At 60.9% G+C, this 23,948-nt stretch carries 19 protein-coding genes; 8 read left to right on the top strand and 11 right to left on the bottom strand.

The window, feature by feature from the left end:
• From PLL20_12265 to PLL20_12275, 3 genes are all read left to right on the top strand, one after another.
• Nucleotides 1-901 (top strand): alkaline phosphatase D family protein (locus PLL20_12265; GenBank protein HPD30764.1); only part of this gene is annotated, 901 nt, incomplete at its 5' end.
• Nucleotides 902-927: 26 nt separating this feature from the next.
• A complete protein-coding gene (locus tag PLL20_12270; GenBank protein HPD30765.1) occupies nt 928-2,295 on the top strand; it encodes a ThuA domain-containing protein in 1,368 nt (455 codons plus the stop codon).
• Between the two features lie 257 nt (nt 2,296-2,552).
• Nucleotides 2,553-2,753, top strand: a complete 201-nt coding sequence (locus tag PLL20_12275; protein ID HPD30766.1) for a hypothetical protein — start codon at nt 2,553-2,555, stop codon at nt 2,751-2,753.
• A 223-nt stretch (nt 2,754-2,976) separates the two neighbouring features.
• Here PLL20_12275 and PLL20_12280 read toward each other — a convergent pair whose 3' ends face one another.
• From PLL20_12280 to PLL20_12295, 4 genes are all read right to left on the bottom strand, one after another.
• Nucleotides 2,977-3,657 carry a vitamin B12 dependent-methionine synthase activation domain-containing protein gene (locus PLL20_12280; GenBank protein ID HPD30767.1) on the bottom strand — a complete coding sequence of 227 codons (681 nt, stop codon included), beginning with the start codon at nt 3,655-3,657 and terminating at the stop codon, nt 2,977-2,979.
• The gene (locus PLL20_12285) at nt 3,654-4,817 is read right to left on the bottom strand and encodes a uroporphyrinogen decarboxylase family protein (protein ID HPD30768.1); all 1,164 of its coding nucleotides are present in this window, start codon (nt 4,815-4,817) and stop codon (nt 3,654-3,656) included. Before PLL20_12285 ends, PLL20_12280 begins: the two co-directional genes overlap by 4 nt.
• Before the next feature lie 88 nt (nt 4,818-4,905).
• Nucleotides 4,906-5,568, bottom strand: coding sequence for a cobalamin-dependent protein (locus PLL20_12290; GenBank protein ID HPD30769.1), 663 nt, complete (start codon nt 5,566-5,568; stop codon nt 4,906-4,908).
• A 254-nt stretch (nt 5,569-5,822) separates the two neighbouring features.
• Nucleotides 5,823-6,617: an alpha/beta hydrolase gene (locus tag PLL20_12295; protein ID HPD30770.1), complete on the bottom strand. Its 795-nt coding sequence runs from the start codon at nt 6,615-6,617 to the stop codon at nt 5,823-5,825.
• A gap of 389 nt (nt 6,618-7,006) precedes the next feature.
• Here PLL20_12295 and rsmH point away from each other — a divergent pair, with 389 nt between their 5' ends.
• The 4 genes from rsmH to PLL20_12315 all read left to right on the top strand — a co-directional run bounded on the left by rsmH (nt 7,007) and on the right by PLL20_12315 (nt 11,676).
• Nucleotides 7,007-8,098, top strand: a complete 1,092-nt coding sequence (gene rsmH, locus PLL20_12300) for a 16S rRNA (cytosine(1402)-N(4))-methyltransferase RsmH (GenBank protein ID HPD30771.1) — start codon at nt 7,007-7,009, stop codon at nt 8,096-8,098.
• An 80-nt stretch (nt 8,099-8,178) separates the two neighbouring features.
• On the top strand, nt 8,179-8,826 hold the full coding sequence (locus PLL20_12305) for a DUF1080 domain-containing protein (GenBank protein HPD30772.1): 648 nt from the start codon (nt 8,179-8,181) through the stop codon (nt 8,824-8,826).
• Nucleotides 8,827-9,046: 220 nt separating this feature from the next.
• Complete coding sequence (locus tag PLL20_12310) at nt 9,047-11,077, top strand: hypothetical protein (protein HPD30773.1); 2,031 nt, start codon at nt 9,047-9,049, stop codon at nt 11,075-11,077.
• On the top strand, nt 11,074-11,676 hold the full coding sequence (locus tag PLL20_12315) for a gamma carbonic anhydrase family protein (GenBank protein ID HPD30774.1): 603 nt from the start codon (nt 11,074-11,076) through the stop codon (nt 11,674-11,676). The genes PLL20_12310 and PLL20_12315 overlap by 4 nt, the downstream gene beginning before the upstream one ends.
• Nucleotides 11,677-11,817: 141 nt before the next feature.
• Here the strand turns inward: PLL20_12315 and larA are convergent, their stop codons facing one another.
• The 4 genes from larA to PLL20_12335 all read right to left on the bottom strand — a co-directional run bounded on the left by larA (nt 11,818) and on the right by PLL20_12335 (nt 17,208).
• Nucleotides 11,818-13,113 (bottom strand): nickel-dependent lactate racemase, encoded by a 1,296-nt coding sequence (larA, locus tag PLL20_12320; protein ID HPD30775.1) that lies wholly within the window; start codon nt 13,111-13,113, stop codon nt 11,818-11,820.
• A 1,099-nt stretch (nt 13,114-14,212) separates the two neighbouring features.
• Nucleotides 14,213-14,761, bottom strand: a complete 549-nt coding sequence (locus tag PLL20_12325) for a transposase (protein HPD30776.1) — start codon at nt 14,759-14,761, stop codon at nt 14,213-14,215.
• A gap of 113 nt (nt 14,762-14,874) precedes the next feature.
• Nucleotides 14,875-16,278, bottom strand: a complete 1,404-nt coding sequence (gene gltA / locus PLL20_12330) for an NADPH-dependent glutamate synthase (protein HPD30777.1) — start codon at nt 16,276-16,278, stop codon at nt 14,875-14,877.
• A gap of 45 nt (nt 16,279-16,323) precedes the next feature.
• A complete protein-coding gene (locus PLL20_12335) occupies nt 16,324-17,208 on the bottom strand; it encodes a sulfide/dihydroorotate dehydrogenase-like FAD/NAD-binding protein (GenBank protein ID HPD30778.1) in 885 nt (294 codons plus the stop codon).
• A 403-nt stretch (nt 17,209-17,611) separates the two neighbouring features.
• Here PLL20_12335 and PLL20_12340 point away from each other — a divergent pair, with 403 nt between their 5' ends.
• Nucleotides 17,612-20,239 carry a PEP/pyruvate-binding domain-containing protein gene (locus tag PLL20_12340; GenBank protein ID HPD30779.1) on the top strand — a complete coding sequence of 876 codons (2,628 nt, stop codon included), beginning with the start codon at nt 17,612-17,614 and terminating at the stop codon, nt 20,237-20,239.
• A 204-nt stretch (nt 20,240-20,443) separates the two neighbouring features.
• Here the strand turns inward: PLL20_12340 and PLL20_12345 are convergent, their stop codons facing one another.
• The 3 genes from PLL20_12345 to PLL20_12355 form a co-directional block, all read right to left on the bottom strand.
• The gene (locus PLL20_12345; GenBank protein HPD30780.1) at nt 20,444-22,507 is read right to left on the bottom strand and encodes a thiamine pyrophosphate-dependent enzyme; all 2,064 of its coding nucleotides are present in this window, start codon (nt 22,505-22,507) and stop codon (nt 20,444-20,446) included.
• Nucleotides 22,508-23,017: 510 nt separating this feature from the next.
• A complete protein-coding gene (locus tag PLL20_12350; GenBank protein ID HPD30781.1) occupies nt 23,018-23,263 on the bottom strand; it encodes a hypothetical protein in 246 nt (81 codons plus the stop codon).
• A 191-nt stretch (nt 23,264-23,454) separates the two neighbouring features.
• Nucleotides 23,455-23,940, bottom strand: coding sequence for a universal stress protein (locus tag PLL20_12355; protein ID HPD30782.1), 486 nt, complete (start codon nt 23,938-23,940; stop codon nt 23,455-23,457).
• Nucleotides 23,941-23,948 lie beyond the last annotated feature (8 nt).

Genomic DNA, 23,948 nt, shown 5'->3' on the forward strand with positions numbered 1-23,948 from the left:
GATGTTCTGCAGGCGCGATGATCCGGAGGGGTTTCTCATCTACGATGCGATGGCCGCGCTCAAACCCAAGTTCACCTTGTTCACCGGCGACAGCGTCTATCTTGACAACGAGCCACCGATTGCCAACACGGTTGAACTCGCACGCCACCACTGGCACCGAATGCATAGCCTGCCTCGCTTGGTCCGGTTTTACCTGCAGGTCCCCGGCTATTGGGAGAAGGACGACCACGACACATACTGCAACGACTGCTGGCCGACGATAGAAGCCCCGCTGATGGCGCCGCTGACCTATGAGCAGGGGCTGCGCGTCTTTCGAGAGCAGGTGCCTGCGCCTCCGCGGTTGTATCGCACCGTGCGGTGGGGCAAAGACCTCGAAATCTGGCTGGTCGAAGGCCGCGACTTCCGATCTCCCAACGATATGCCCGACGGCCCCGACAAGACCATCTGGGGAATCGAACAGAAGGAGTGGCTGAAGAAAACTCTCGTGGCCAGTGATGCAACCTTCAAGATTCTCGTCAGCCCGACGCCGATCATCGGTCCGGACCGAGCCAAGAAGGCCGACAACCACTCCAACAAGGCGTTCGCTCACGAGGGCAACGAGTTTCGCCAATGGGTCAGGGAAAACCTGCCAGGGAGCTTCATGATCTTCTGTGGCGATCGACACTGGCAGTACCACTCGGTGGATCCGGCGACAGGGGTGGAGGAATTCGACTGTGGGCCGGCTAGCGATGAGCATGCCGGCGGTTCACCCGGTCTGGACCCTGCCTATCACCGGTTCCATCGCCTCAAGGGCGGCTTCCTGTCCGCCACTGTGCAGAGAATCGACGACCATCCGCGCCTTATAGTGCGCCTGCACGACGTCGGGGGCCGAGTGGTGTACGAAAGACGATTCGAACAGTGAGATAACGGTAGTTGGGAGCATCGATCATGGGACTTTTCGGCCTGATTCTCGTTCACATGCTGACGGCCGTGCCGCCGGCAGATTCGGCGACATCGGAAGCGGATGCAAAAATGCCACCGGCGTCACAACCGGCAATCATTCGCGGCCTCATGTTTGTCGGAGGCCATGCCCATGATTTCGACATGGAACCGGCACGATTAGCCGAACTCCTCAGGCGACAGGAGAACATCGACATTCGAATCACCACCGACTTGGGCGAGTTGACGACCGGCAACGTGGCGACCGTTGATGTGCTGATGTTCAACGCCTGTCTCGACAAGGGAATGGACGAGGCGAAACAACGCGTACTCCTCGACGCGCTTCGCAGGGGCAAAGGCCTCGTTGCCATGCACTGTGCTCTCTGGTGCTTCCAGGATTGGGTGGAATGGCGCCGGATGCTGGGCGGCATAGTCCTCAAGCACGACCTGTACGGGCCCTTTGAAATTGGGGTGGTTTACCCCGCACATCCCATTGCCCAAGGGGTGCCGGCCACTCTTGCGATTACGGATGAACCATACTATGTGGATGAGCGCGGACCGGATATCTGCGTCATTGCCCAGACCTTAAGAACCCATCCGGGCCGACAGACTTCCGAGCCGCAAGTGTGGACGAACCGCTATATGGGTGGGCGAATATTCGTCATTGCCATGGGGCATGACGAACATGCTTTATTCCATCCGGCTTATCTGAAGCTGCTGACGAACGGAATTCGTTGGGCAGCCACCCGACTCGGACCCGCGCAGGTGCTCAGTGATCATGAGCGCCGGGAAGGTTTCATTCCGTTGTTCGACGGAACAACGCTGCGCGGATGGCGTTACGACCCAAGACTGTGGACGGTCCGCGATGGAACGATCGTCGGGAGCACTTACCCCACACCCCTGGCCGTCAACTCCTGCGCGATCGCCGACGGTCGCTACAGCGATTTCATCCTGCGTTTCAGCGTCAAGTTTGTCAGCGGCAACAGCGGCGTTCAATTTCGAAGCCTCGAACTCCCGAACTTCGAAGTTGCTGGATATCAAGTAGATATCGTTCCGTTGGGCTGGGGAAACCTTCACGAACAAAACGGCCGCAGACGACTTGTTGACGGCTGGACCAAAAAGGCTGAATACGCCGTCAATCTGCAAGATTGGAACGACATGGAAGTCCAAGCCCGCGGCCGGCGCATCATCCTCAAAACCAATGGGGTGATTACCGCTGATTACCTGGAAACCGATGAAAGCGTTCCTCTCACTGGAATCATCGCCTTGCAGTTGCATCGCGAGACGCTGATGGAAGTTCAGTTCACCAATATCCGGATCAAGCCTCTCGACACGTCAGACGCCTCCGGGAAGGCGGAATCGCCCCTCCGGCGTTAAGTGAAGATGAAAGCCTCACATTGCTGGCTATCGATCAGGCGGCACAAGATGCTGTCGCATCCAACTAGCGATCGAACCGGGCTGACAAGCGCCGTTCTTCTGAACGTGGCGGATTGACGCCGGCAAAGACAGAGGCATTTGTCCCGCGTGGAACAAAAGGACACCAAAACCGCCACGAATCCCAGAAAAGAGGCTTGCTTTTTCTTTGCTTTTGCTCATAATACCGAACGTCGTTTTACGTCTGAAAGGAGTAACACATGGATAAGGCAAAACGATCCTACTTTCTGCCGAGCAAGCTGGTGACCCTGTTTGATCGCGAGTGCACAAAGGGCGGCTATGTTCGGGAACGCGTGGTGGCGGCCGCGATCGCCAACTTCCTCAAAGCTTCGCCGGTTGAGCGGCATGAGATGTTCGTCTACCTCGACCAGCTCATGACTGGCGGCAAGGGCAAGAAGTAAACGCCGACCGACGTACCTCCGGCACCTGCTTCTGGGGTGCCGGAGGTGCCTTCGGGGATCGATGCCGCGCGGCCTCTGTTCAATACCATCCTATCAGGCCGGCCGCTTTCAGTGATTCGGTTCACCGAAGTGTGCGCTAGATTCGGGCGCCGCAGGGTAACAACCGGTCTCTTGCTCCCCATGTACTTGGCCGAAAGGGTACAAGAAGATCAAGTCGCCGAACCTATCGGCGCATCCTGCACGATTTGACTCGACAGCGTTCACAGGGAATCCCATGAGCGGCAATTCGGTCTTGAGGACCAATCCCGACAAGGCCCGACACGCTCTTTATCGGACGCATGATCATGGTCGGCAGCAGTTCAACGCCCACCAGGTTCGAATCGAGAATTGAAAACAGCGTCTTCTGCTCTTCCAGGGCCATCCCGCAGTAACCCGGGCTGAACGGCAGCGTTACCGCCTCCCCCGCCTGGGCATCGCACCAGAGAACATGATCTGCCATGGCATCGGCCGCCGAGTCGGCAGCCACGGAGCCGATGGCGTCAATGGTGAAGCCCTCCAGCGTCGCGCCCTGCTCCATTCTACGCTCGGCTGCCTGTTCGATCTCCTCGCCAATGGTCACAATGAAAACAGCCACGCGACCGGCCGGCTCAAGAAAATCTGCGATCTGTCCCTCGAAAACATGACCGTCTCTCAAGTGCAAACGGCCCTCGCCGATGGACATAACATCACAAACGGCATACACCCCGCGAGGACGAATGTCATCCTGGAACCGCCCCACATACTCATGAACCATACGCACGATGGACTGCTTGATCGGGCCCTTGCGCACTCCGCCCATCGTGCGCAGCACCTCTTCCGGATCCAGGGTAATCTCCAGATCGATGACTTGTTGTTGAATGCTCATGCGGACCCTCGCCGGGATCGGGCCGTATCAATCATAGCCCTCACGTTCGCAACCGGCGAGAAAGAGTCTATTTCGCAACCCGGCATGACGCACGCCGTGGTGTGCGGAAGTGTCGCGTCAATGAACTCCGCGACCATACGGCTGACTTGGTCGGCGGTGCCGTGGCAGGCCATCTGCGTTGTTGGAGCGTTCATGGCGCATCGCTTGCCGTGGAAAAGCCTGGCCACTTGTTCGCACCACTGCGGCCATGATATATCCTGACCGTAGTAGGGCATGTCGTACTGCACCGCCTTGATCCCGTCCCAAGCGGCGAGCAGCTCCAGGGCCTTAGGCAGGTTGTGACCGCAGATATGCCAGAAGACATAAGGAAATATCTTCTTGGCCTTGTCCAGCCAGATCCGGTCGACGTCGCCGAACTTGTCCAGATGCCGGGGTCCCCAGGTCCTCGCGCCCCCGAATCCACAACAGAACTGGGCCCCGTTCTTGGCAGCGAATTCGGCATAGAAATCCAGCGCCTCGAGACGTTCCTTCAAGCAGAGGTCCAGATAATACCGGATCTTGTCCTCCGGCTCGGTAACCATCCACTTCAGGAAGTTCTGGACCTCGACCACCGTTTCGGCATAGTTCGTGGGCGTGGCAATGCCCACGATCACGGGCACCTGCCGGCCCATCTTCTCCTGGAACTCGAGAAGCTGAAGCATGTGCGGGGTATAATGCGTGGCGGGGCGGGAACCTGCCGTGTATTTCTCCCAAGTCCGCTGCTCGTACATGGCGATTGCCTCGTCCAGCGTTTGGGCGATCGGCTTGAAAAGCAGGTAATCGTCTTTGCCACGATGGATGAAATGCTCGGGCCGCTTCTCCGGGGGGATAAAGTTCTCAATCTGGTGGCTGATGTCCACGTACATCCAGATCGCATCACAGCGCAGGTCGGCCCAGGTCTTAATGCACGCGTCAGTCGTCTTATCAACGTCGTTGTAGATCGCCTTATGCGAATAGCCTGCATACGTGATCTGCCAGTAGTCCAATTCCGGAGCGACAGGAACCATGTCGGTTTCCTTCAGATCGAAAGCCGCCGCCATTCGCTCCCAGTGAGTCATCTCGCCCACCGGTTTGATCTTGCCTTTCAGACGCTCCACCCATTGATCGACAACCTTGCTCATGCCCCTGGCTCCGTGTCGAAAACCGTCTTGACGCCTCGAATTCCTGTCCGCATGCGGCGATGCCGGCCGCTCGCACGACCGGAAAACCTCATTCCTCATCGGCCGGCGCGCCGAGGAGACGCTTGATTTTCTTGACCGCGACCCAGGCGTCGTCGCTCGCGTCATCGGCTCCCATTCTGCGAGCGGCATCGGCATCCACCGCCGGACCGCCGCATATGATCTTGACCTGATTCCGCAAACCGGCCTTTTCGATGGCCGCGACCGTCTCCTTGGTGTGCATAAAAGTCGAGGTCATGTACGTTCCGAACCCGACAATCTGGGGCTTGTGCTGGCGGATCGCCTCGACGAAGGCGTCATCGCTGGCACTGACGCCGATGTCGATCACCCGGATGCCGTTGGCTTCGAAAACAGGCATGGCCACGTTCTTGCCCACCGTGTGGATGTCACCGTGGATGTTGCCCATCACCATGGTGCCGATCACGCAATCGTCTCCGCCGGCCAACAATAACGGGCGCACCACGGCCAGGCCCGCGAAGTATACGTCGCACGCCACCAGCACCTCGGGCATGAACATGTCCCCGGTATTGAAAGCCTTGCCCACCCGACGCATGCCCTCCGACAGACCATTCGTCAGGATGTCGGCAGGCTTCATGCCCGACGCCAAAGCCTGTTCCACCAGGGACTTGACGTTTTTCGCGTCCAGGTTCTCCACTGCCGAGGCCAGGCCGGCCAACATCTCCGAGTTGCTCATCAGTGCCATACCTCCGGTCGCATGCTCGTCACAACACCCACAGTACCGTTGCTGCCGTCCCGTGCACGGATTCCCCTCCGGCGAAACATCCGCCTGGGACCGTGTTAGAATATCGCCCGCCGCTTCTCATGTCCATGATCATCTGTTGTTTGCCTTGCCTCACACGCGTCTCAAAGCCTTTTTTTGAGTGGGTCGAAGCAAAGACCTGCCGTCTGATCCGCCCCTCTCGTCACGGTCTGGCGAAGCCTGGAACCCTACGGTTGCCGCCTCACGCACTTCTCAAAGAACGCCAGCATTCTCGGATGCGTTTGCTCAGGCATCTCCTGCATGGCCTGGTAATGGTTGGCTCCTTCGATGAGCCAGATCTCTTTCGGTTCCGCGGCGGCGGCGTACAGCCGGCGGGCCATGACCGCCGGGCAGACGGTATCGGCCGTACCGTGCATCAGCAGGATCGGCCGGGGGGCAATGCGCGAGACGAAGTCGATGGGATTGAGATCGCGGCTCATCAGCAGGGGCAACCACCACGCCAATACCAGCAATACCGGGTTACGCAGAATGTGCCAACGGGCGATGCGTCGGTAGTGATCGAAAGCCCCGTCGGCGATCAAGCCGCGAATCTCCGGCCGCTGGGCCGTCAGGACGATCCCGATCGCCCCGCCGAGCGATTGCCCAAACGCGACGATCCGGCCCCGATCGACCTTCGGCTGTGCCAGCAGCCAGTCCAACGCGGCGTTCGCATCGGCGATCGAGCCCCGACGGCTGATGCGCCCCTCCGAACGTCCGTACCCGCGATAGTCAAAGCACAACACGTTCCAGCCGGCCGCCGGCAGCCATGCAACATGCTGAAAATGGCCGGTGAGATTGCCCGCGTTGCCGTGAAGGTGCAGGACGGTGCCCGCCGGCTCGCTCTCTGCCGGAAAGAACCACCCATGAAGCCGCAGCCCGTCAGGCGTGCCGATAGACACGTCCTCGAACTTCAGACCGTAATCGCAAGGCCGCTCGTACTCGGTGCGGTTCGGATAGTAAAAGAAGCTATCGGCCAGAAGCATGAGACTGAAGATCAGCTATCGGTTCCTCCGGATCCAGAAGCAAAGGCTCGTGCCCGTGCTCACCAAACGGGTATCCTAACCACGATGGTGCTGTCCAACCAGCCGGATTGCACCGGACGCCGCGAAGCCCGAATTCGCCGTTGATCCGACGCTCGGGATTCTCAAAGAACCGCCCGGAGCATCCCGGACTCGAGGTCTCGCATGCCGGTCCGGTGGCTCGCCGACCGGTCAGCTTCCTGCTAGGATACTCCTATGGTCGAAGTCGCTTTATCGCCTGGTGCTCCGCAAAGCGGCGTCTGCGTTCCTGTGCGGAGCAGACTGATTCTGTCATGAAAACAGAGTGGTGCGATCACAGGCGACATGATGTCAACGAAGCCCGTTAGCAAACGATGCCAAGCAACGAACCCGGCAAGAGGCCGCATCCTTATCGTCGGCGAGCGCGCTATTCCGGCACTCATCCCCGCCGGTTCGAGGATCGCTACAAGGAACTGAACCCGCAGGACTATCCAGGAATCCACGAGCATGTGCGGGGTCGGGGGCACACGCCGGCCGGAACGCACGTCCCGGTCATGGTCGACGAAGTCATGGCCTGCCTGCGACCAATGCCGGGGGAGGTCGTCGCCGACTGCACGGTCGGCTTCGGCGGCCACGCGAGGGAGTTCCTCAAGCGGATCGGGCCGAACGGCCGGCTGCTGGCGTTCGACGTGGACGAGCGGGAACTCGAGCGAACCCGGCAGCGTCTCGCGGACGCCGGCTTCGTGAACAACGTCCGCTTTCACCGCAGCAATTTCGCCGGCATCGGCAAGACCCTGATGATGGAACAACTCGACGGCTACGACGTGATCTTTGCGGATCTGGGCGTCTCCAGCATGCAGGTCGACGACCCGTCCCGGGGCTTCAGCTATAAGCACGACGGGCCGCTCGACATGCGGATGGACCAGCGCATCCCGCGCTCCGCCGCCGACTGGTTAAGCGATCTCTCCGAGGAAGAGCTGGTTGCCATACTGCGCGATCTGGCCGACGAACCCGATGCCGAACCAATCGCCCGGCAAATCATCGAGTGCGGGACAGTCGAACCAATCAAGCGAACAGGCCAACTGGTCCAGATCATCTTCAAGGCGAAGCGGCTTACCCGCCGACGGTGGCGCGAACGTGCGGCCAGGGACCAGCGCGAGCTTCATCCGGCCGCGCGGGTCTTCCAGGCCCTGCGGATCCTGGTCAACGACGAGCTGAGCAGCCTGCGGCACCTGCTTCGCATCGCGCCTTCCTGTCTGCGGCCAGGCGGTCGCATTGGCATCATCAGCTTCCACAATGGCGAGGACCGACTCGTTGCCAGATCATTCCGCGAGGGATTACAGTCCGGCGCGTATGCGTCGGCCGCTGATGAGGCCATCCGCCCGGGACGTCAGGAACGGTACGACAATCCCCGTTGCGCCTCGGCCATGCTCCGATGGGCCCAGACCCCGCACGTGCGTTCATAGAACCGCCTTTGTATAATCCCGTCCACTCAAAACGAAACGGCAAACAGTCAGGAGCTGGCAGCTTCCTGAAGGAGTGCAAGATGATCCGTACGCTGACCGCGTTCTTGTCGATCCTCGTCATCTTGTCTTCCGGCTGCAGTACCGGAAGACGGCTGTTCAACGGCAAAGACACCTCCGGATGGGTTGAGGTCGGCAGCCAAGGTGCTTGGACGGCCGAGACCGGAAACGTGTGCCCCACGCGAGGTCCGGCCCTCAAATGCAGCGGCCGGAACATCGGCTACGCCTGGCTGAGCACCGACCGAGAATACGGAGACTTCGAGTTGACCCTCGAGTGGCGGATCAACCCCGGGGGCAACACCGGCGTGTTCTGCCGAGTCCCCGATCGCGACGGCCGCGCCAGCATGAAGGGCTTTGAGGTCCAGGCCCGCGACGACCGCAACGACAAGGACCTCACCGACGTCAGCGGCGCCATATTCAATCGCATCGCCGCCGCTGGCAGGTTCGCCAGGCCGCCCGGCCAGTGGAACCGCCTTAAAATCATCTGCATGGGCCGCCGTCTTCGGGTGGAACTCAACGGCCACGTCACGGTGGATGCCGACATGGACAGTGTTCCGGCCAAGGGCAACGACCCACCGATGAGAAACGTGCCTGACGCGGGATATATTGGCCTGCAGAACCACGGTACCCCGGCCGAGTTCCGCGACATCCGAATCCGAGAGCTTCGGTGAGTTCCTCAGGTCGATCATAGCGTGGAGGTTAAGACACACCTGCAATCGGCCCGTCCTGATCGTGGCATTCGGGCAGACCTTGGCGGGTGCTGCTGGCAGCTTCGGGCCTTCCTGGCCGAAGCGACAGCTTCGGCGCGGAGCAGGCCGCTCGCCAGTGCCCAACTGACGTGGCGGAGAAAAACAGCACAAACGCGAGAACAAGTTGGCAGGAGGTCTTCTGATGATCCCAAACCTTGTCGAGCAGGTCGGGCAAGCGGCTGTTTACGTGGTCAACGCCGGCGGCGGTGCCAAACTCAACGCGGTCCGCGAACTGATGATTGTGCTTCTGGGCATCGAGGCCGGGGCGGCCGGCGGCGGGCGGGATGCCTGCTGGCTGCAACTGCAGGTCGTCAAACACAACGGCGTGACTCTGACCGCAACCGTATTGGTGGATGATCCCCTGCTAACCCCCGAGCACACCGGCAAGGCCCGCGTACTCCGGTATATCTACCAGGAGGGCGACCACCAGCCGATCGAATACGTCAACGGCATACGCGGCGGCGCGTTTACCACTGTCTTCGGGCTGCTGCCCAACTTCTTTCCGGCTTTCGAGAAGGACGATCTGGAGAAGACGCTCTTTCCAGACAGCGGCAAGTACCTGGGCCACAAGATCGAGAAGAAAGCAACGCGCAAGGTTGACGCGCACGTTCCCCGCAACGTTCTGCGCCTGGAACTCGATCCGGAAATGCTCGTCGGCACCGGCCGCAACTGCCGCGAGGTCGAAGGCCGCCGCGTGTGGACGGGTGACGAGTATCAATACCGCACTTTCGAGAAAGCCGACTACGACGAGATGATCGACGCGGGCATCAACTACTTCTGGGTGGATCGGCGGCAGGAGGAATGGGTCCGCAACCGTCCGGTGTTCTTCCTCAAATGGCACGGCAACAAGCCCGACTACCCGGAAATGTTCTACCGGGCCAACTGCCGCGGGATCAGCATGTTCATGGACGAGCCCGCGGTACACATGGCCTGGTTCTTCCAGCGACACGGCCCGTTCACCAAGACGCTCTCAGGCCCGGCCGGAGCCGCCCGCTTCCTGGAAGCCCGTGTTCGCGACGACATCAAGACCGGCAACTACTCGCAGTTGCGGCTGCATGACATGCTCCGAAACCAGTACGACCTCGGCGATATGACCATCCGCGAAAACCACTATCCGGCGTGGGAAACGATGGAGTGGTCGGTGTACTACCAGATGAAAGCCGGCCTGCCAGGCGCCGTGCATGAGGGACGCTACACCAACAAGGCCGACGTCAACGTGTTCAACGCCGAATACGACACACGCATACCGGACACGCCGGAAAACAACATGCGGATTCGCTACGCCTGGTTCCGCGGGGCGGCGCGGATGTTCAAGGGTGACTGGGGCACGGCCATCTACGGCCAGTGCGAGGAGTCGGTCGCCCCGCTGGCCGTTACCATGGCGTGGGACATGGGCGCCCGCTACGTGTGGTACTGGACCTCGGACCGCCTGCACCACATGCCGTACGCCGAACAGCTCGCCCTGACGCGGCATCTGCGCGAGCATGCCCGCAAGAACCCGCGCAAACCCCTCGCTGAGCTGAACCGGGCGGCCCGGGCGGTGATCCTTCTGCCCGACGGCTACGTCCTGACCGGATTCCACATGTACGAAACCAACGTTTTCCATCTCGACCGGATCAACGAGAAAGGCCTTCGGTATCGCGACGTCCTCAAGCCGGCGGCGCTGCAAATGGAGCGGTACCTTAAGGAGAGTATTCCGTTCGACATCATCTACAACGACGGAACGCCAGGCTGGGAGGAGTACGACGAGGCGGTGATCGTCGGCGAGGACGGCTCCGCCCGCTGGTACAAGAAAGGGCAGCACGTCGGCGACCCTCCGTTGCCGCAGCGGACGCCGGCCGAACTGGCCTCCAAGGCCCCGGTCATCCGCATCCGCCACGAACAGCCGGCCGCAGACGCCGCCCCGCTGAGCGTCAAGCTCATCGCTGACATTGACAACGACGGCAAGCCGGTCGGGCTGCGCACCCGCGACTGGGGCACGCCGAACTGGACCTACATGGAGGCTTTCTGGCGGGTCTATGACGATCTGGCCGAACCGCGTTTCCACATCGGCCGGACACTCGAACACACTTTCCGCAAACCGGGAGCCTACCGAATAACGGCTTGGACCTGCAACGAGGACGGCGTTGCCGGGCGCACCGAAACGACAATTCTGGTGGAGGACGGCAAGTGAGCCTGCACGAGATCGAGCGAATCGGCGAGGTATATGTGGCCCGCAGCGCGATCATCGTCGGCGATGTCACGCTCGGCGAGGGCTGCAACATCTGGCACCACGTTGTGCTGCGCGGCGATGTGGCCCCGATCCGGCTGGGCAAGCGCGTCAACGTGCAGGACGGCTCAGTGTTGCACTGTAATCACGACATCCCTCTGGAGATCGCCGATGACGTGGCCATTGGTCACCTGGCGTGTGTCCACTGCAAACGCGTCGGTCCCAATACGCTCATCGCCACGCGGGCGACGGTGCTCGACAATTGCGAAATCGGTCAGGATTGCATGATCGGCGCGGGGGCGGTGGTTCCCCCCGGCACGGTCATCCCCGACGGCTCCGTCGCCCTGGGCATGCCGGCCAAAGTCATCCGCCCGATCAAGGATCGAGACCGCGAGTACATCCGCCGCGTCCTGACCTATTACCAGGACCTTGCCCGCCGCCATGCAGAGGGCGAATTCAAATCGTTCACGTCCGAGGAAACCGGAAAAACGGCCTCGGAAGCAGGGCCCGGAAGACGCGAGTCACGTCGCACGTTCCACAGCAGAGAGAGTCCGGGAGCGTAGTTTCGAGAGGCAAGCTCGTGAGCCACATGCCGGAAGAGGGCCGACGAGGGCGCCGACCCCACTCGGGCCGCCCAACGATCTGGCTAATAGCTAACAGCTCAAAGCTCTCTCTTCTGACCACTGACAACTGACCACTGACAACTACCCCCGTGCGACATACGGGATGGTAATCGGCCCCTCGGGCAACACGCAGATGGACAATCGATTGCCGTGGGCCTTCGATGCTAACTCGGCCAGCGTGTCCTCCACCTTGCGGCAAGGTTTCAGCAGACACTGGGTAATCTGCTCGTCGGTCAAACCGTCAGACCGGATGTAAACCTCGGCTCGGGCCTGGATCATGGTTTGAACCTGCACCTGCCACTGGTCGGGCGAGCTGAAACCGGGCGACCGAACGCGAGCAAGCAGCTCGGCCGGGCTCTTGGACTCGCGAAGCAGTTTCCCGTAGCAACCATGCTCGGGAATGCCGTCCCAGCACTGCGAAACGGCGATGATCGCACCACCCTCCCGAACCACTTGGTTGGCCGCCGAGACCCCCTTGATCGTCTGGTAGAGATTAAGGTCCAGCGGATAGCCCGAGTTGCTGGTGATGACTACGTCGAACGGCTCGGCTACCGGGACCATCGCGCAACTCTTGACGAACGCGCAACCGGCCTTGTGAGCCTCATAGAGGTCGCCGGCAAACACTCCGGTGATCTGCTTGTCGCGATTCATCGCCACGTTGAGCAGGAAGGTCGGCTTGGTCATCCGGGCGGCTTCGAGCATCTCTTCCCAGATCGGGTTGCCGTCGGTGATGCCCCAGGTGCTCTTGGGATGACCGATCATCTCCGCCCCGTGATTGTCGAGCACGCTCTCCGCCCCGGCGATGGAGGGCAACACACCCTTCGGCCCGCCGCTGAATCCGGCGAAAAAGTGCGGCTCGATGAACCCGGTGAGGATGCGAACGTCGGCCTCGACGAAATGGCGGTTGACGCGGATGTCATGGTCGAAGCGGGTACGGCCGAGCTTGACCAGGCTGGCGTCGTCGTTGCCGTCGTGCTGAATGCAGCGGTAGTTGGCGACCACCTCCTTGCCGAGCATGACCTCCAGCTCCTCGCGGGTTTGAGGCCGATGGGTGCCGAGCGCGTTGAGCAGGATGATGTCCGATCGCTTGATGCCCGCCGATTCAAGCTCGGCCAGCAGCGGCGGCAGGATCCGCTCGTTCGGCGTCGCCCGGGTGATGTCGGTGTGAACGATGGTCACCGTTTGGCCGGCCTTCACCAGGTCGCGCAGCGGCGGTGTACCGATAGGCCTGCGCATCGCTTCGATCAAGGCGCCCCGCTCGTCGGGCAAACCCTTGACGTACTTGGGCTCAATTACAACGGCGTCTGCCGGCACCTGCACGTCCAAGCCGGTCTTGCCGTAGGCCAGATGGACTCTCTTCGTTCCGTTGCTGCTCATGCTTACCTCGCGATCAAGGCGGGCAAAGCCCGCCCTCCATGGTGCCGGACGGCGGTTCTCCGGTAGGCGGGCTCCGCCCGCCGTCATGTCTGACCGCATTGTAACCGCGGTTGGGATAAACAGGGTAGGGCAGACTTCGCCCGTCGACCCGCTCTGGTAGGGCGGGCTTTGCCTGCCGATTTCCACGATGTCTCGCGGTCAGGATGCCCAGACCAGAGCAGGCGATCACCGGGCCAGATCTCGTAGCACCAATCGTGCGGGTAGTCCCAGAAGAGGATTCTGTCGAACCCTGAGCATGGGGCCGCCTTTCTCAGGTCGGGATCATTCCATTCTGCGATCTGTTCGGGCGCGGAACACTGGGCCGGCGTTGCACCAGAGGCCGTGATCAATAACCACTTCTTCTCGGCGCTTCTCCAGTTGTACGTTGCCGATTTGCGGGTCTTGCACTGGATCGCAGCCGTCAAGTGCCTCACAATGAACCCTGTGTCACCAGCTGTCAGATTGCTGCATGTCCAGGCCATACGCCAGCTCTGCCATATGTCCGATTCTGCCCTCATGAACCGCACCTGGCTCAGTAGGCTTGACAAGCGGGGACACTCCGGAGGGAAAGTCCTCAAGGTCCGGTGTTCTCCGGGCGTCAGAGGATTCGACAGGGCCAGACGGACCAGTTCGGCCGCAACATCGCGAGCAAGCTGCAATCGTGCTGTGGGCGTTCGTGGCGGCTTCGGAAACGGATCCCTGAACTCTACAATCACCATTAAACTGCGGAGGTGCTGTTGATAGTTGAGCCTGCGACAGAGGCTGGTCTGCACTATCCTCCAGAACCACCCAAGGCCCGTCAAAGGGGATACCTTACCCGGCAGCACATCGTTGAAGTAGTCCATGTGCTCGATGCCAAGAATCGTTTTGCTTCGATCCTTGACGACGGTCAGTAAAGCATCCGGTCGTTCCTGCCATGTGGCGCGAGTGATTCGGTAACCCATCCTGCGCAAGAGCCGTCGAATCAGAAACTGTTCATACTCCTTGGGAGTTCGGTACACTCTTGGCATTGGCCAATACTCCGGTCAAGGCGACGGCGGGCACAGCCCGCCCTACCGAGTCATTCGCCCAGCACGTCGGGAATCTCAATTGGGCTCGAACCGGGCCAGTTGGGATCCAGCCACCCGAGTTGAATGTGCCGGTGGATGCTCGACCAAGGCCAGGTTTGTGGCTCGGAGACGTACCCATGCTTGACCGGGTTCAGGTGGATGTAGTCGCGGTGTCGGTACCAGTCTTCCTCGTCGCGAATTCGATGCTCCCAGTACCTCTGCTGCCAGATTCCCTGTTCCCTGTGTCTCGCACGATTCTTGGACACCGACAGCGGCTTGCCACCGGCTGCAACGTACCGTTGCGTGAACGTCTTCTTGATATGGCCCCAGCGAGCAGGGAATCTGTCATCATCCCTGGGCAGTGTCCACAGGCAATGAAGGTGATCCGGCAGAAGAACCATCGCAAACACATCGAAAGGCCAGCGGTTTCGAGTCTCCGTGATCGCCTGCCTCAACAACCGCCGGCCCAAAGGTGTATCGAACACTCGTCGACGACGATAAGTCACCACGGTGAAGAAGTAGCTTGCTCCTTCTCTGCGCCAGCGTATATAGTTGGGCATGGGAACAGCCTAGCAGAATACCAGAAATAAAGAAAGGCAGAAGGCGGGCACAGCCCGCCCTACCGTCTCGCCGCGCGGAGCCGTTGTCATGGCACCCAGCGGACCCATGCGAATCAGGTGTTCTTCAGGTACTTGTCGATCGCCGCGGCCGAGTTCTTGCCGTCACCCATGGCCAGGATCACCGTGGCCGCCCCGCGAACGATGTCGCCGCCGGCGAAAACGCCCGGAATGCTGGTCATGTTGTTGGCGTCGATCTCGATATTACCCCACTTGTTGAGCTTCAACTCGGGCGTGGATTGGGTCAGCAGGGGATTGGCCTTCGTGCCGATGGCTTCGATGAACACCTGGCAAGGGATGTCGAACTCGCTGTCTTTCACCGGCACCGGCCGCCGACGGCCGCTGGCATCGGGCTCGCCCAGTTCCATCCGTTGGCAGCGAACCGCCCGCACCCAGCCCTTGTCATCGCCCAGGATCTCAACTGGGTTGACCAGGAACTCAAACCTGACGCCTTCTTCTTCGGCGTGCTTGACTTCCTCCACACGGGCGGGCATCTCGGCTCGCGAGCGACGATAGACCAGCGTCGCCGGATCGGCACCCAGCCGCCGGGCGGTGCGAACGGCGTCCATCGCAACGTTGCCGCCGCCGACGACCACCACCTCTGTCGACCGGATCACCGGTGTCTCGCTGTCATCGCGGTAGGCACCCATGAGATTCACCCGGGTCAAGTACTCATTGGCCGAGTAGACGCCCTTGAGGTTCTCGCCCGGGATTCCCTGGAAGACCGGCAGGCCGGCGCCGTTGGCGATGAACACCGCATGGAAGCCCTCCTGCTCGATCAGCTCGCGAATCGTATGGGTCCGTCCAATGACTACATTGCAGACGATCTCCACCCCGAGCTTCCGCAGTTTGTCCACCTCAACCTCGACGATCTTCTTGGGCAGCCGAAACTCGGGAATACCGTAAACCAGCACCCCACCGGGTCTGTGCAGAGCCTCAAAAACGGTGACGCCGTGCCCCTTCCTGGCCAGTTCGCCGGCGCAGGTCAGCCCCGCCGGGCCCGCGCCAACAACCGCTACCCGCTTGCCGGTCGGCGGAGGGGGAACATACTGATCCGGCCGGTTGTCGCGAGCCCAATCGGCCACAAAACGCTCCAGGTAACCCACGGCCACCGGCGAACCCTTCTTGCCGCGAATGCACATGGATTCGCATTGCGTTTCCTGCGGGCAGACGCGGCCGGTGATGCCCGGCAAGACATTGGCCTCGTAAAGAATGTCGGCGGCCTTGTTCAAGTCTCCGTCGGCCAGGGCGACCAGGAAGCCTGGAATGTCGACGCCCACCGGGCAGCCCTGGACACACTTGCCCTCCTTGCATCGCAGGCAGCGTTCGGCCTCCATCCTCGCCGCTTCAAGTGCCAGACCCTGGTTCACCTCCTGAAAGCAACGGGTCCGCATCTCCGGCTTCTGCTCCGGCATCTGCTGCCGGGGAATCTTCATTCGTTCTGCGGGAGTCAACTGCATGACTTATCGACCTTCGACTATACCGGCAAGAATGGCGCCCTGATATCAAGCGACGGGCGCCTCCCGGCGGATCGCCTTCTCCGCCTCGATCAGCTTGCACTCATGGTTCGTGGGCGTGCGCGCCTGGGCCTTTCGCTCGTAATCGCGATAAGCCGTCAGCCGGTCGGCCAACTCCGCGAAGTTGACCTGGTGGGCATCGAACTCGGGTCCATCCACACACGCGAACATCATCCTCCCGCCGATCATCACGCGGCAGCCGCCGCACATGCCTGTGCCGTCGACCATGATGGGGTTGAGAGAGGCAATCGTGTGAATGGCTTTGGGACGTGTGACTTCGGCAACGGCCCGCATCATCGGAACCGGGCCCGCGGTGATCACCGCGTTGACCGGATCGGATGCGTCGTCGATCAACTCGCCGAGTCGTCCCGTGACCAGCCCGTGATAGCCGTAGCTGCCGTCATCGGTGCACGGATATACCGCGTCGCAAACGGCCTTCAGTTCCTGCTCCATGATCACGTACGGTCGGCTCCGCCCGCCGATCACCGCAGAGACTCTGTTGCCCATCGCCTTGAGAGCCCCGGCCTGCGGATAAATCACCGCCGTCCCGACACCCCCGCCGACCAGCACCACATGCCCGAATCCCTTAATCTCCGTGGGCTTGCCCAGCGGGCCCGCCACGTCCAGGATGGCTTGCCCCTTCTCCAAAGCTGCAAGCCGCTGGGTCGACGTCCCGACGGCCTGCACGACCAGCGTGATGGTGCCCGCGGCCTCGTCAGAATCGGCTATGGTCAACGGAATCCGCTCGCCGCCCTCAACAACGCGAACGATCACGAAGTGACCGGGTTTGTGATGGGCAGCCACACGCGGCGCCTCGACCACCAGCCGCCTGACCGCCGGGGCAAGCCATTTTGCTTCCTGAATGACAAACATGGCCTCACCAGCTCCCAACCAAGACGCCCTCTGTTCCCCACGCCGGGACGTACCTGTCCGGCGGCGTGTTCCGCGCATGTCCCAGCAGCGGTATAATAGCGCTGAATCGCAGGATGCTCAACGCTCTGCAGGCCAGGAACCATGATACCGCCGAGAAACGGGATTACATAATCTGATGTCCCTAATACACAGTAGAAGTCGATCTTATGACAGTGCGGCGGGTCCCGCCGTGCCTGCCGGCAAGAACCGGATCTCTCGCCAGAAAACGGAATTTGGCCTACCATGCGGCGAAGACGGCGAATGCAGACTGACGAATCGCGTCCGGATCCGGCGCGACCGCTCAAGCGCCTGCCTTGCCACAGGTCACCGTGAGCGAGCCGGATTTGGCGCAGGAGAAGTGTGAATGATCAGTACGAATCTGAGCACGGGCTTACCCGCTCTGGATCGTGTCCTCAAGGGCTTGCTGCCCGGCGACAATCTCGTTTGGCGCGTCGACACGGTGGACGACTACCGCGTCTTCCTCGAACCCTTCTGCCGTAACGCCGTGTCCGCCGGCAAGCGGCTGGTCTATTACCGCTTCGCCGATCATGCCCCGCTGGTGCCCGCCGATTGCCCGGCGGAGATTCATGAGCTCCAGCCCGAACTCGGCTTCGAGAAGTTCATCAGCTCCATCCATGAAGTCGTGAAGTCCGCACGCGGCTTGGGGGCGCATGTTTTTGACTGCTTGTCCGACTTGGCGGTGGACTGGAGCAGCGACCGGATGCTCAGCAACTTCTTCGTGCTGACCTGTCCCTACGTGTACGACGTCGAGGGAATCGCCTACTTCCCCCTGCTGAAGAACTATCATTCGCCGCAAGCCGTGGCGACCATCGCGAACACCACCCAGATCCTCGTGGACATCTACCGGCACCGTGACCGCTACTACCTGCACCCGATCAAGGTACAACAGCGTCATTCGCCGACCATGTACATGCTGCACGCTTGGGAACCACAACATGAGACCTTCCGGCCGGTCAATGATAGCTCGACCATCGCTGAGATTCTCACCTCGCGGCCCTGGGGCAGCACGGAACAAGGCATCGCCCGCTTGGGCGTGTGGGCAAGGGCTTTCCGCGAGGCCGAGGAGCTGGTCGACCCGTCGCTCCAGAAAGCCTGTTCCCTGGAGGAGAAGAAGCATCTCCACCGCCGCCTCATGCGCATGCTCATTTCTCGCGATGAGCGGATCCTGCCCCTGGCCGAGAAATACCTCAACCCCGCCAGAATCCTGGAGATCCGACGGCGCACCCTCGGAACGGGCCTCATCGGCGGCAAGTCGGTCGGCATGCTCCTGTCACGGGCCATCCTCGAACAGAGCGACCCCAAGTGGAGCCGGCGACTCGAAGTCCACGATTCGTTCTACATCGGCTCGGATGTCTTCTACACCTACCTGGTACAGAACGGCGTCTGGTGGCTTCGCGAGAAACAGAGGAACCCGCAGAACTTCCTTGAAGGTTCTGAGGAAGCCCGCCGGCGCATCATCACGGGGAGCTTCTCCGAGGAAACGCAAAAAGAATTCGCCGAAATGCTGGACTACTTCGGGCAGTCCCCCATCATCGTCCGCTCAAGCAGCCTGCTGGAGGATGCCTACGGCAACGCCTTTGCCGGCAAATATGAAAGCCTGTTCTGCGTCAACCAGGGATCCCGCGACAAGAGGCTCGCCGATTTCATGTCCGCCGTGCGGACGATCTACGCCAGCACCATGAGCGAAAAGGCCCTGCAATACAGAGCTCAGCGCGGGTTGCTCGAAAAAGACGAGCAGATGTCGCTGCTCGTCCAACGCGTGTCCGGATCGCTCCACGGCAACCTCTTCTATCCCCAAGTGGCGGGTGTCGGTTTGTCGTACAACCCGTATGTGTGGCACGAGGACATCGACCCTAAGGCAGGAATGCTGCGCCTGGTTTTCGGATTGGGCACTCGGGCGGTGGACCGCTCGGACGACGATTACACCCGAGTGGTCGCCCTCAACGCCCCTGGGCGCCGCCCGGAGGCGGGCATCGATCAGGTACGCCGCTACACGCAGCGCAAGGTCGACGCCCTTGACCTGGCCGCAAACCAGCTTGTGTCCAACGACTTCGTCGACGTGATCCGCCAAAGCAACGATATTCCGTTGCAGATCTTCGCCTCGCGAGACAGTGAGCTGGAACGTATGGCCGCCGAGACGGGACGCAAGGATCTCTTCCCATGGATCCTGACGTTCGACCACCTCTTGTCGGAAACGTCCTTCGTGTCCGACATGCGCGAGATGGTCGCCACGCTGGAGAAGGCCTACGCCTGCCCCGTGGACATCGAGTTTACGGCCAACTTCTTCGAAGATAGTGAATACAAGATCAATCTCGTCCAGTGCAGGCCGCTGCAAGTCGCCGGCGGCCGGGCGGATGAGGCGGCCGAGATGCCGGCCAGTATCGATCCCAAGGACCTTGTCATCGAAGCTCACGGCGCCGTCATCGGCCAGAGCCGTGCCGCCGCCATCGATCGCCTTGTCTACGTTGTCCCCTCGGTTTACGGGCACCTCCCGATTCCCGAACGCTACGCGGTGGCCCGGCTGATCGGCCGGCTCATGCATGCCGACGAGGAGCAAAAACCCGAGCGCATCATGCTCCTGGGTCCCGGCCGCTGGGGCACGACTACGCCCTCGCTGGGCGTCCCCGTCTCGTTCGCTGAAATCAACACCGTTTCGGTGCTCTGCGAGATCGTCGCCATGCGCGAAGACCTGGTCCCCGACGTCTCTCTCGGCACGCACTTCTTCAACGAGTTGGTCGAGCTGGATATTCTCTACCTTGCTCTCTTCCCCGGCCGCGAGGGCAACTTTCTTAATGAGGAGTTCTTCGAAAAGGCTCCGAACAAGCTGACAAGACTCATACCGTCGGCGGCCAATTGGGCCCACGTCATCCGGGTCATCGATACCGCCGACCTCGGCGGCAGAGGACACATTCAGCTCAATGCCAACAACCTGAGCCAAAGGGTCGTCTGCTATCGCAGCCGCACGCAATAGACGTATGCCCGAGATCCCGCGGATTTCTCCAATTCCGCTGTCGATTCGCCTTCTCAAAGCGTCTCCGCACCAAAGATCCGTTTCGACGGGGCTTTCCGTGACGGCTCAGGCTACGCAACGACGCGCTGCTTCCTCAACGACGGGAACACGACGCCAACATCGGCCAACGCGACCCGATGACGCGTGCACACCCTTTGAGAGCAATCAACCCAACACAAGTTGGAAGACGGCCTTAAGGATCGATTCAACGCTTGGGAGGATCGTGGATTCGGCAGTGCTTGAAGCCGGAATCGCACAAGGCCAGGCGTGAACGCGCCGGGCCCGGAGCGACGGAATGCGGCGGTCCTCTGCCAACTTTGCGATCAACTCGCTGCCGAACCCGGCAAAGCCCTGGCCTTCTTCGATTACCAAAATACGCCCCGTTCGGGCCACCGACTCGACGATCGGCTCGATGTCCAGGGGATACAATTGAGTGGGGATCAGCATGTCACAGGCGATATCCTCGTCGATCAACGACTCGACGGCGGTCTCCGCCATCGGCACGAGCCCGCCGTAGGCCACGACCGTCAGCGAGGGCTCGCTCTCCGGCGAGATTCGAATGGTCGGAAAGTCGGTCGCGGTCGCGCTGATGACCGATCCGGCCGGGGCTTGCGGATCGGCTCGCCGGCCGTAGAGCAACTTGTTCTCGATGACCAGCGTGGGCCGATCGATGGTCTGCAGGAGTCGGCGATACAGGGTGCCGGGACAATAGCGGGTATGAACGGCCAGAACACGAGTGCCGGGCACCCCGAGAAGGTGTTTTTCCAGCGACTGGCTGTGTGTCGGCCCGTATCCCCGATAGCCGCCCATGGGCGTACGGATGATGATAGGCACCCGCACCTGCGCGTTGTACATTTCAGCGAACTTGGCCGCATGGTTGATGATCTGATCGGCTGCCAGCATGACGAAATCACCGAACATGATCTCGACGACCGGCTTGAAACCCGCGATAGCCAGGCCGCTGCCGATGCCCACAACAGCCGCCTCGCTGATCGGCGTATTGCGAACACGATCGTCATACTTGCTGCTCAGTCCCGCGGTGACCTTGAACGCGCCGCCGTACGGGTCGCAGACATCCTCACCCATCAGGACAATCCGATCATCCTCGGCCATTGATTCATCGAGCGCCGTGCGGATCGCGTCGACGACGCGTTGCGGGCGAAAATCGAGAGAACGCCATTCGACAGGCTCGGTTCCGGCGGGAGCATGATCCAGGAGAACAACCGGCTCGGTGGGCGAAGCCTGCTCCGCAAGGTCAACGGCTTCGTCGAGTCTCCGGTCGATCTTCTCAATCAGGTTCCTGATCGGATCGGAAGGCTCGTCGAGCAAGCGACTGAGTGTATCGATCTCGGCGTAGGCCTGAACTTCCTCGATCTCACGATTGTCGTCACCCTTGGAGTGAGCCTTCAGCCGGTACGTACGAATGTGCAGGAGCACGGGGTGCCGCGTCCGACGGACATGAGAAACCGCTGCCGCGGTCACATCGATTAGTTCGGACGGATTCCAGGTGTCGGCGGATCGCACGTCGATACCGAATGCGTGCGCCCGTCCCTTGATAGAGCCGGAGAGCGTTTCGTCCTGCAGGGTGGACTGAGAAACGCCGTTATCTTCGAGGACGATCAACAACGGCAAATGCCATTTGGCGGCGATGTTCATCGTTTCGTAAACGACGCCTTGTCCGAGCGTTCCATCTCCGATGAAAACCACGGCAATATTGCTGCCGCCATCAAGTCGTCGGGCCATCGCCAGTCCGGCCGCAACCGGAGCAATCCCGCCCTGAATGCCGTTGGAGAAGAACCCATCCTTGCACAGGTGCTGGCTGCCCCCCCTGCCGCCGCAAACGCCGGTGCTGCGTCCCATGATCTCGGCGATGAGACCCTCAACATCGTTCGTCCACGCGAGGTAATGTCCATGGCAACGATGGTTGCTGAAAACGAAGTCCCCCTCCTTGAGCGTATCAGCGACCGCGACGCCCACCCATTCCTGCCCAATGCAGGTGTGCACGGTGCCCGAGACTCTGCCCTCGGCGAATAGCTTGAGCAGGCGTTCCTCGGTTCGGCGAATGGTCAGGGCCTTGGCGAGTAGTCGTGGCCGAACGCCGAGTTCTCTTCCCAGCACGTCGTCATTACCGGCAAACTGCTCGTGGTCTGTTTGCCCCAGGAGATTCGCCGGAATGACCCAGGGACGTGCATCGTTGGAACCGGGTGATGTGCCGGCACTGCAACCCACGCGAGCAGCTGAACGATAAACCGACGGAGCATGCCGACGCCGAGCCGCCCGCCTTCGTTGCGTTTCAATAAAGGACATGCCACAATTATCGGAAACTCCGGGGTCTCACTGAGGTGCCAGTTGTGTTTGGGAAACGGGGCGCAGAGAGAGGTTTCTACGTCCGATAATACGTCGGATCTCAAACCTGCGCGTTTTGCCCGGATGGCCATAGGGCTGCACGGTGCAGGCTATTGCACTCATGGTGCCGTCGCCACGTCACCCGTCCCCCCGCACCAAGATTGATGGGCAAAAAGCCGACCTTGTTGGTCGGTGAGCCGGATTTGAGAGTGAAGTCGCCTTAACTCGAACCAACGAAGAGCGGGTCGGCGACGATCGAGCTGCGGTCGCGGCCGCGCTGGCCCCAGCCTTCGAGCGTCACTCCTGCAAGACCGAACGGCTGGCCGTTGACTCGCAAATAAAGATTGTCGTCCGTCTCGAACCGGTCATTCCTCCTTCCGGGATTTCCGCCGCTCAGTCGGTGTTGCCGTTAGGCGTCGTCTCGCGACAACCGGTGATGACCCGTCCGCCGCTCAGGATCACTCTGCCTTTGGCTTGCCAGGTGATCGGCGCCGACTCCGTTTCCGAGTCTTCCGGGCCCAACACGAGCGGCTCGGCCAGCCGGTGGTTGCCTTCTCCAATGATGACCTCGACAGGCCGGTTCAATCCGGCTTTATTGCTCGCTCGGAACGCTTCCTGCGCACGCGTCAACGTGGCCAACGGGCCATCGTTGCCGTCGCCGGCGGGCTCTGACGGCTTGCCTGACCAGTGATCGTTGCCCCGAGTGGAGACATGGTTCCGCTGCGTCTCGGCAACCCAAACGGTGCCTCAAACACAAGCTGAAACGGCAATGAGCCGACAATGAATCGGTCTGATCATGGCATGATGCTCCGGAACTGCACTGAATCGAGTTACCGTGGGTGCTTTTTCTGGAAGTCCATGGGGATGATCAACACGGCACACGGCGCCTTGCGTGCGACTTTCTCGGTGACATTTCCGAACAAGGCCTTTTGCAGACCGCCTCTGCCTTGGCGACCGATGATGATCACGTCGATATCTCTTTCCTCAGCAAACTCCAGGATCACCTGGTAATCCTTGCCGACGCGTATCTCCACCTCGAAATCAACGCCCGCCGGAACGCGGGGCCTGTAATCAAGGTTGATTTTCTCGTCGATATCCTGCTTGGCCTTCTCGTCTATACCGTCAACTTCGTAGATGTAGGTCTTCCAGAACTGGGCGTCGCTTTCCGGGATGACGTGCAGCAGATAGAGCGTACAGCCCGGCCGGCGTACGGCGGCGTCCACGGCAAAGTTGAACGCATAATCGGCGTTTTCGGAGAAATCGGTGCAGAAGAGAATCTTCTGATACGGGCTGACTGGAAATGTGCCGCTATCCATGGTCTGGA

The organism is Phycisphaerae bacterium (assembly GCA_035384605.1).
Classification (GTDB): domain Bacteria; phylum Planctomycetota; class Phycisphaerae; order UBA1845; family PWPN01; genus JAUCQB01.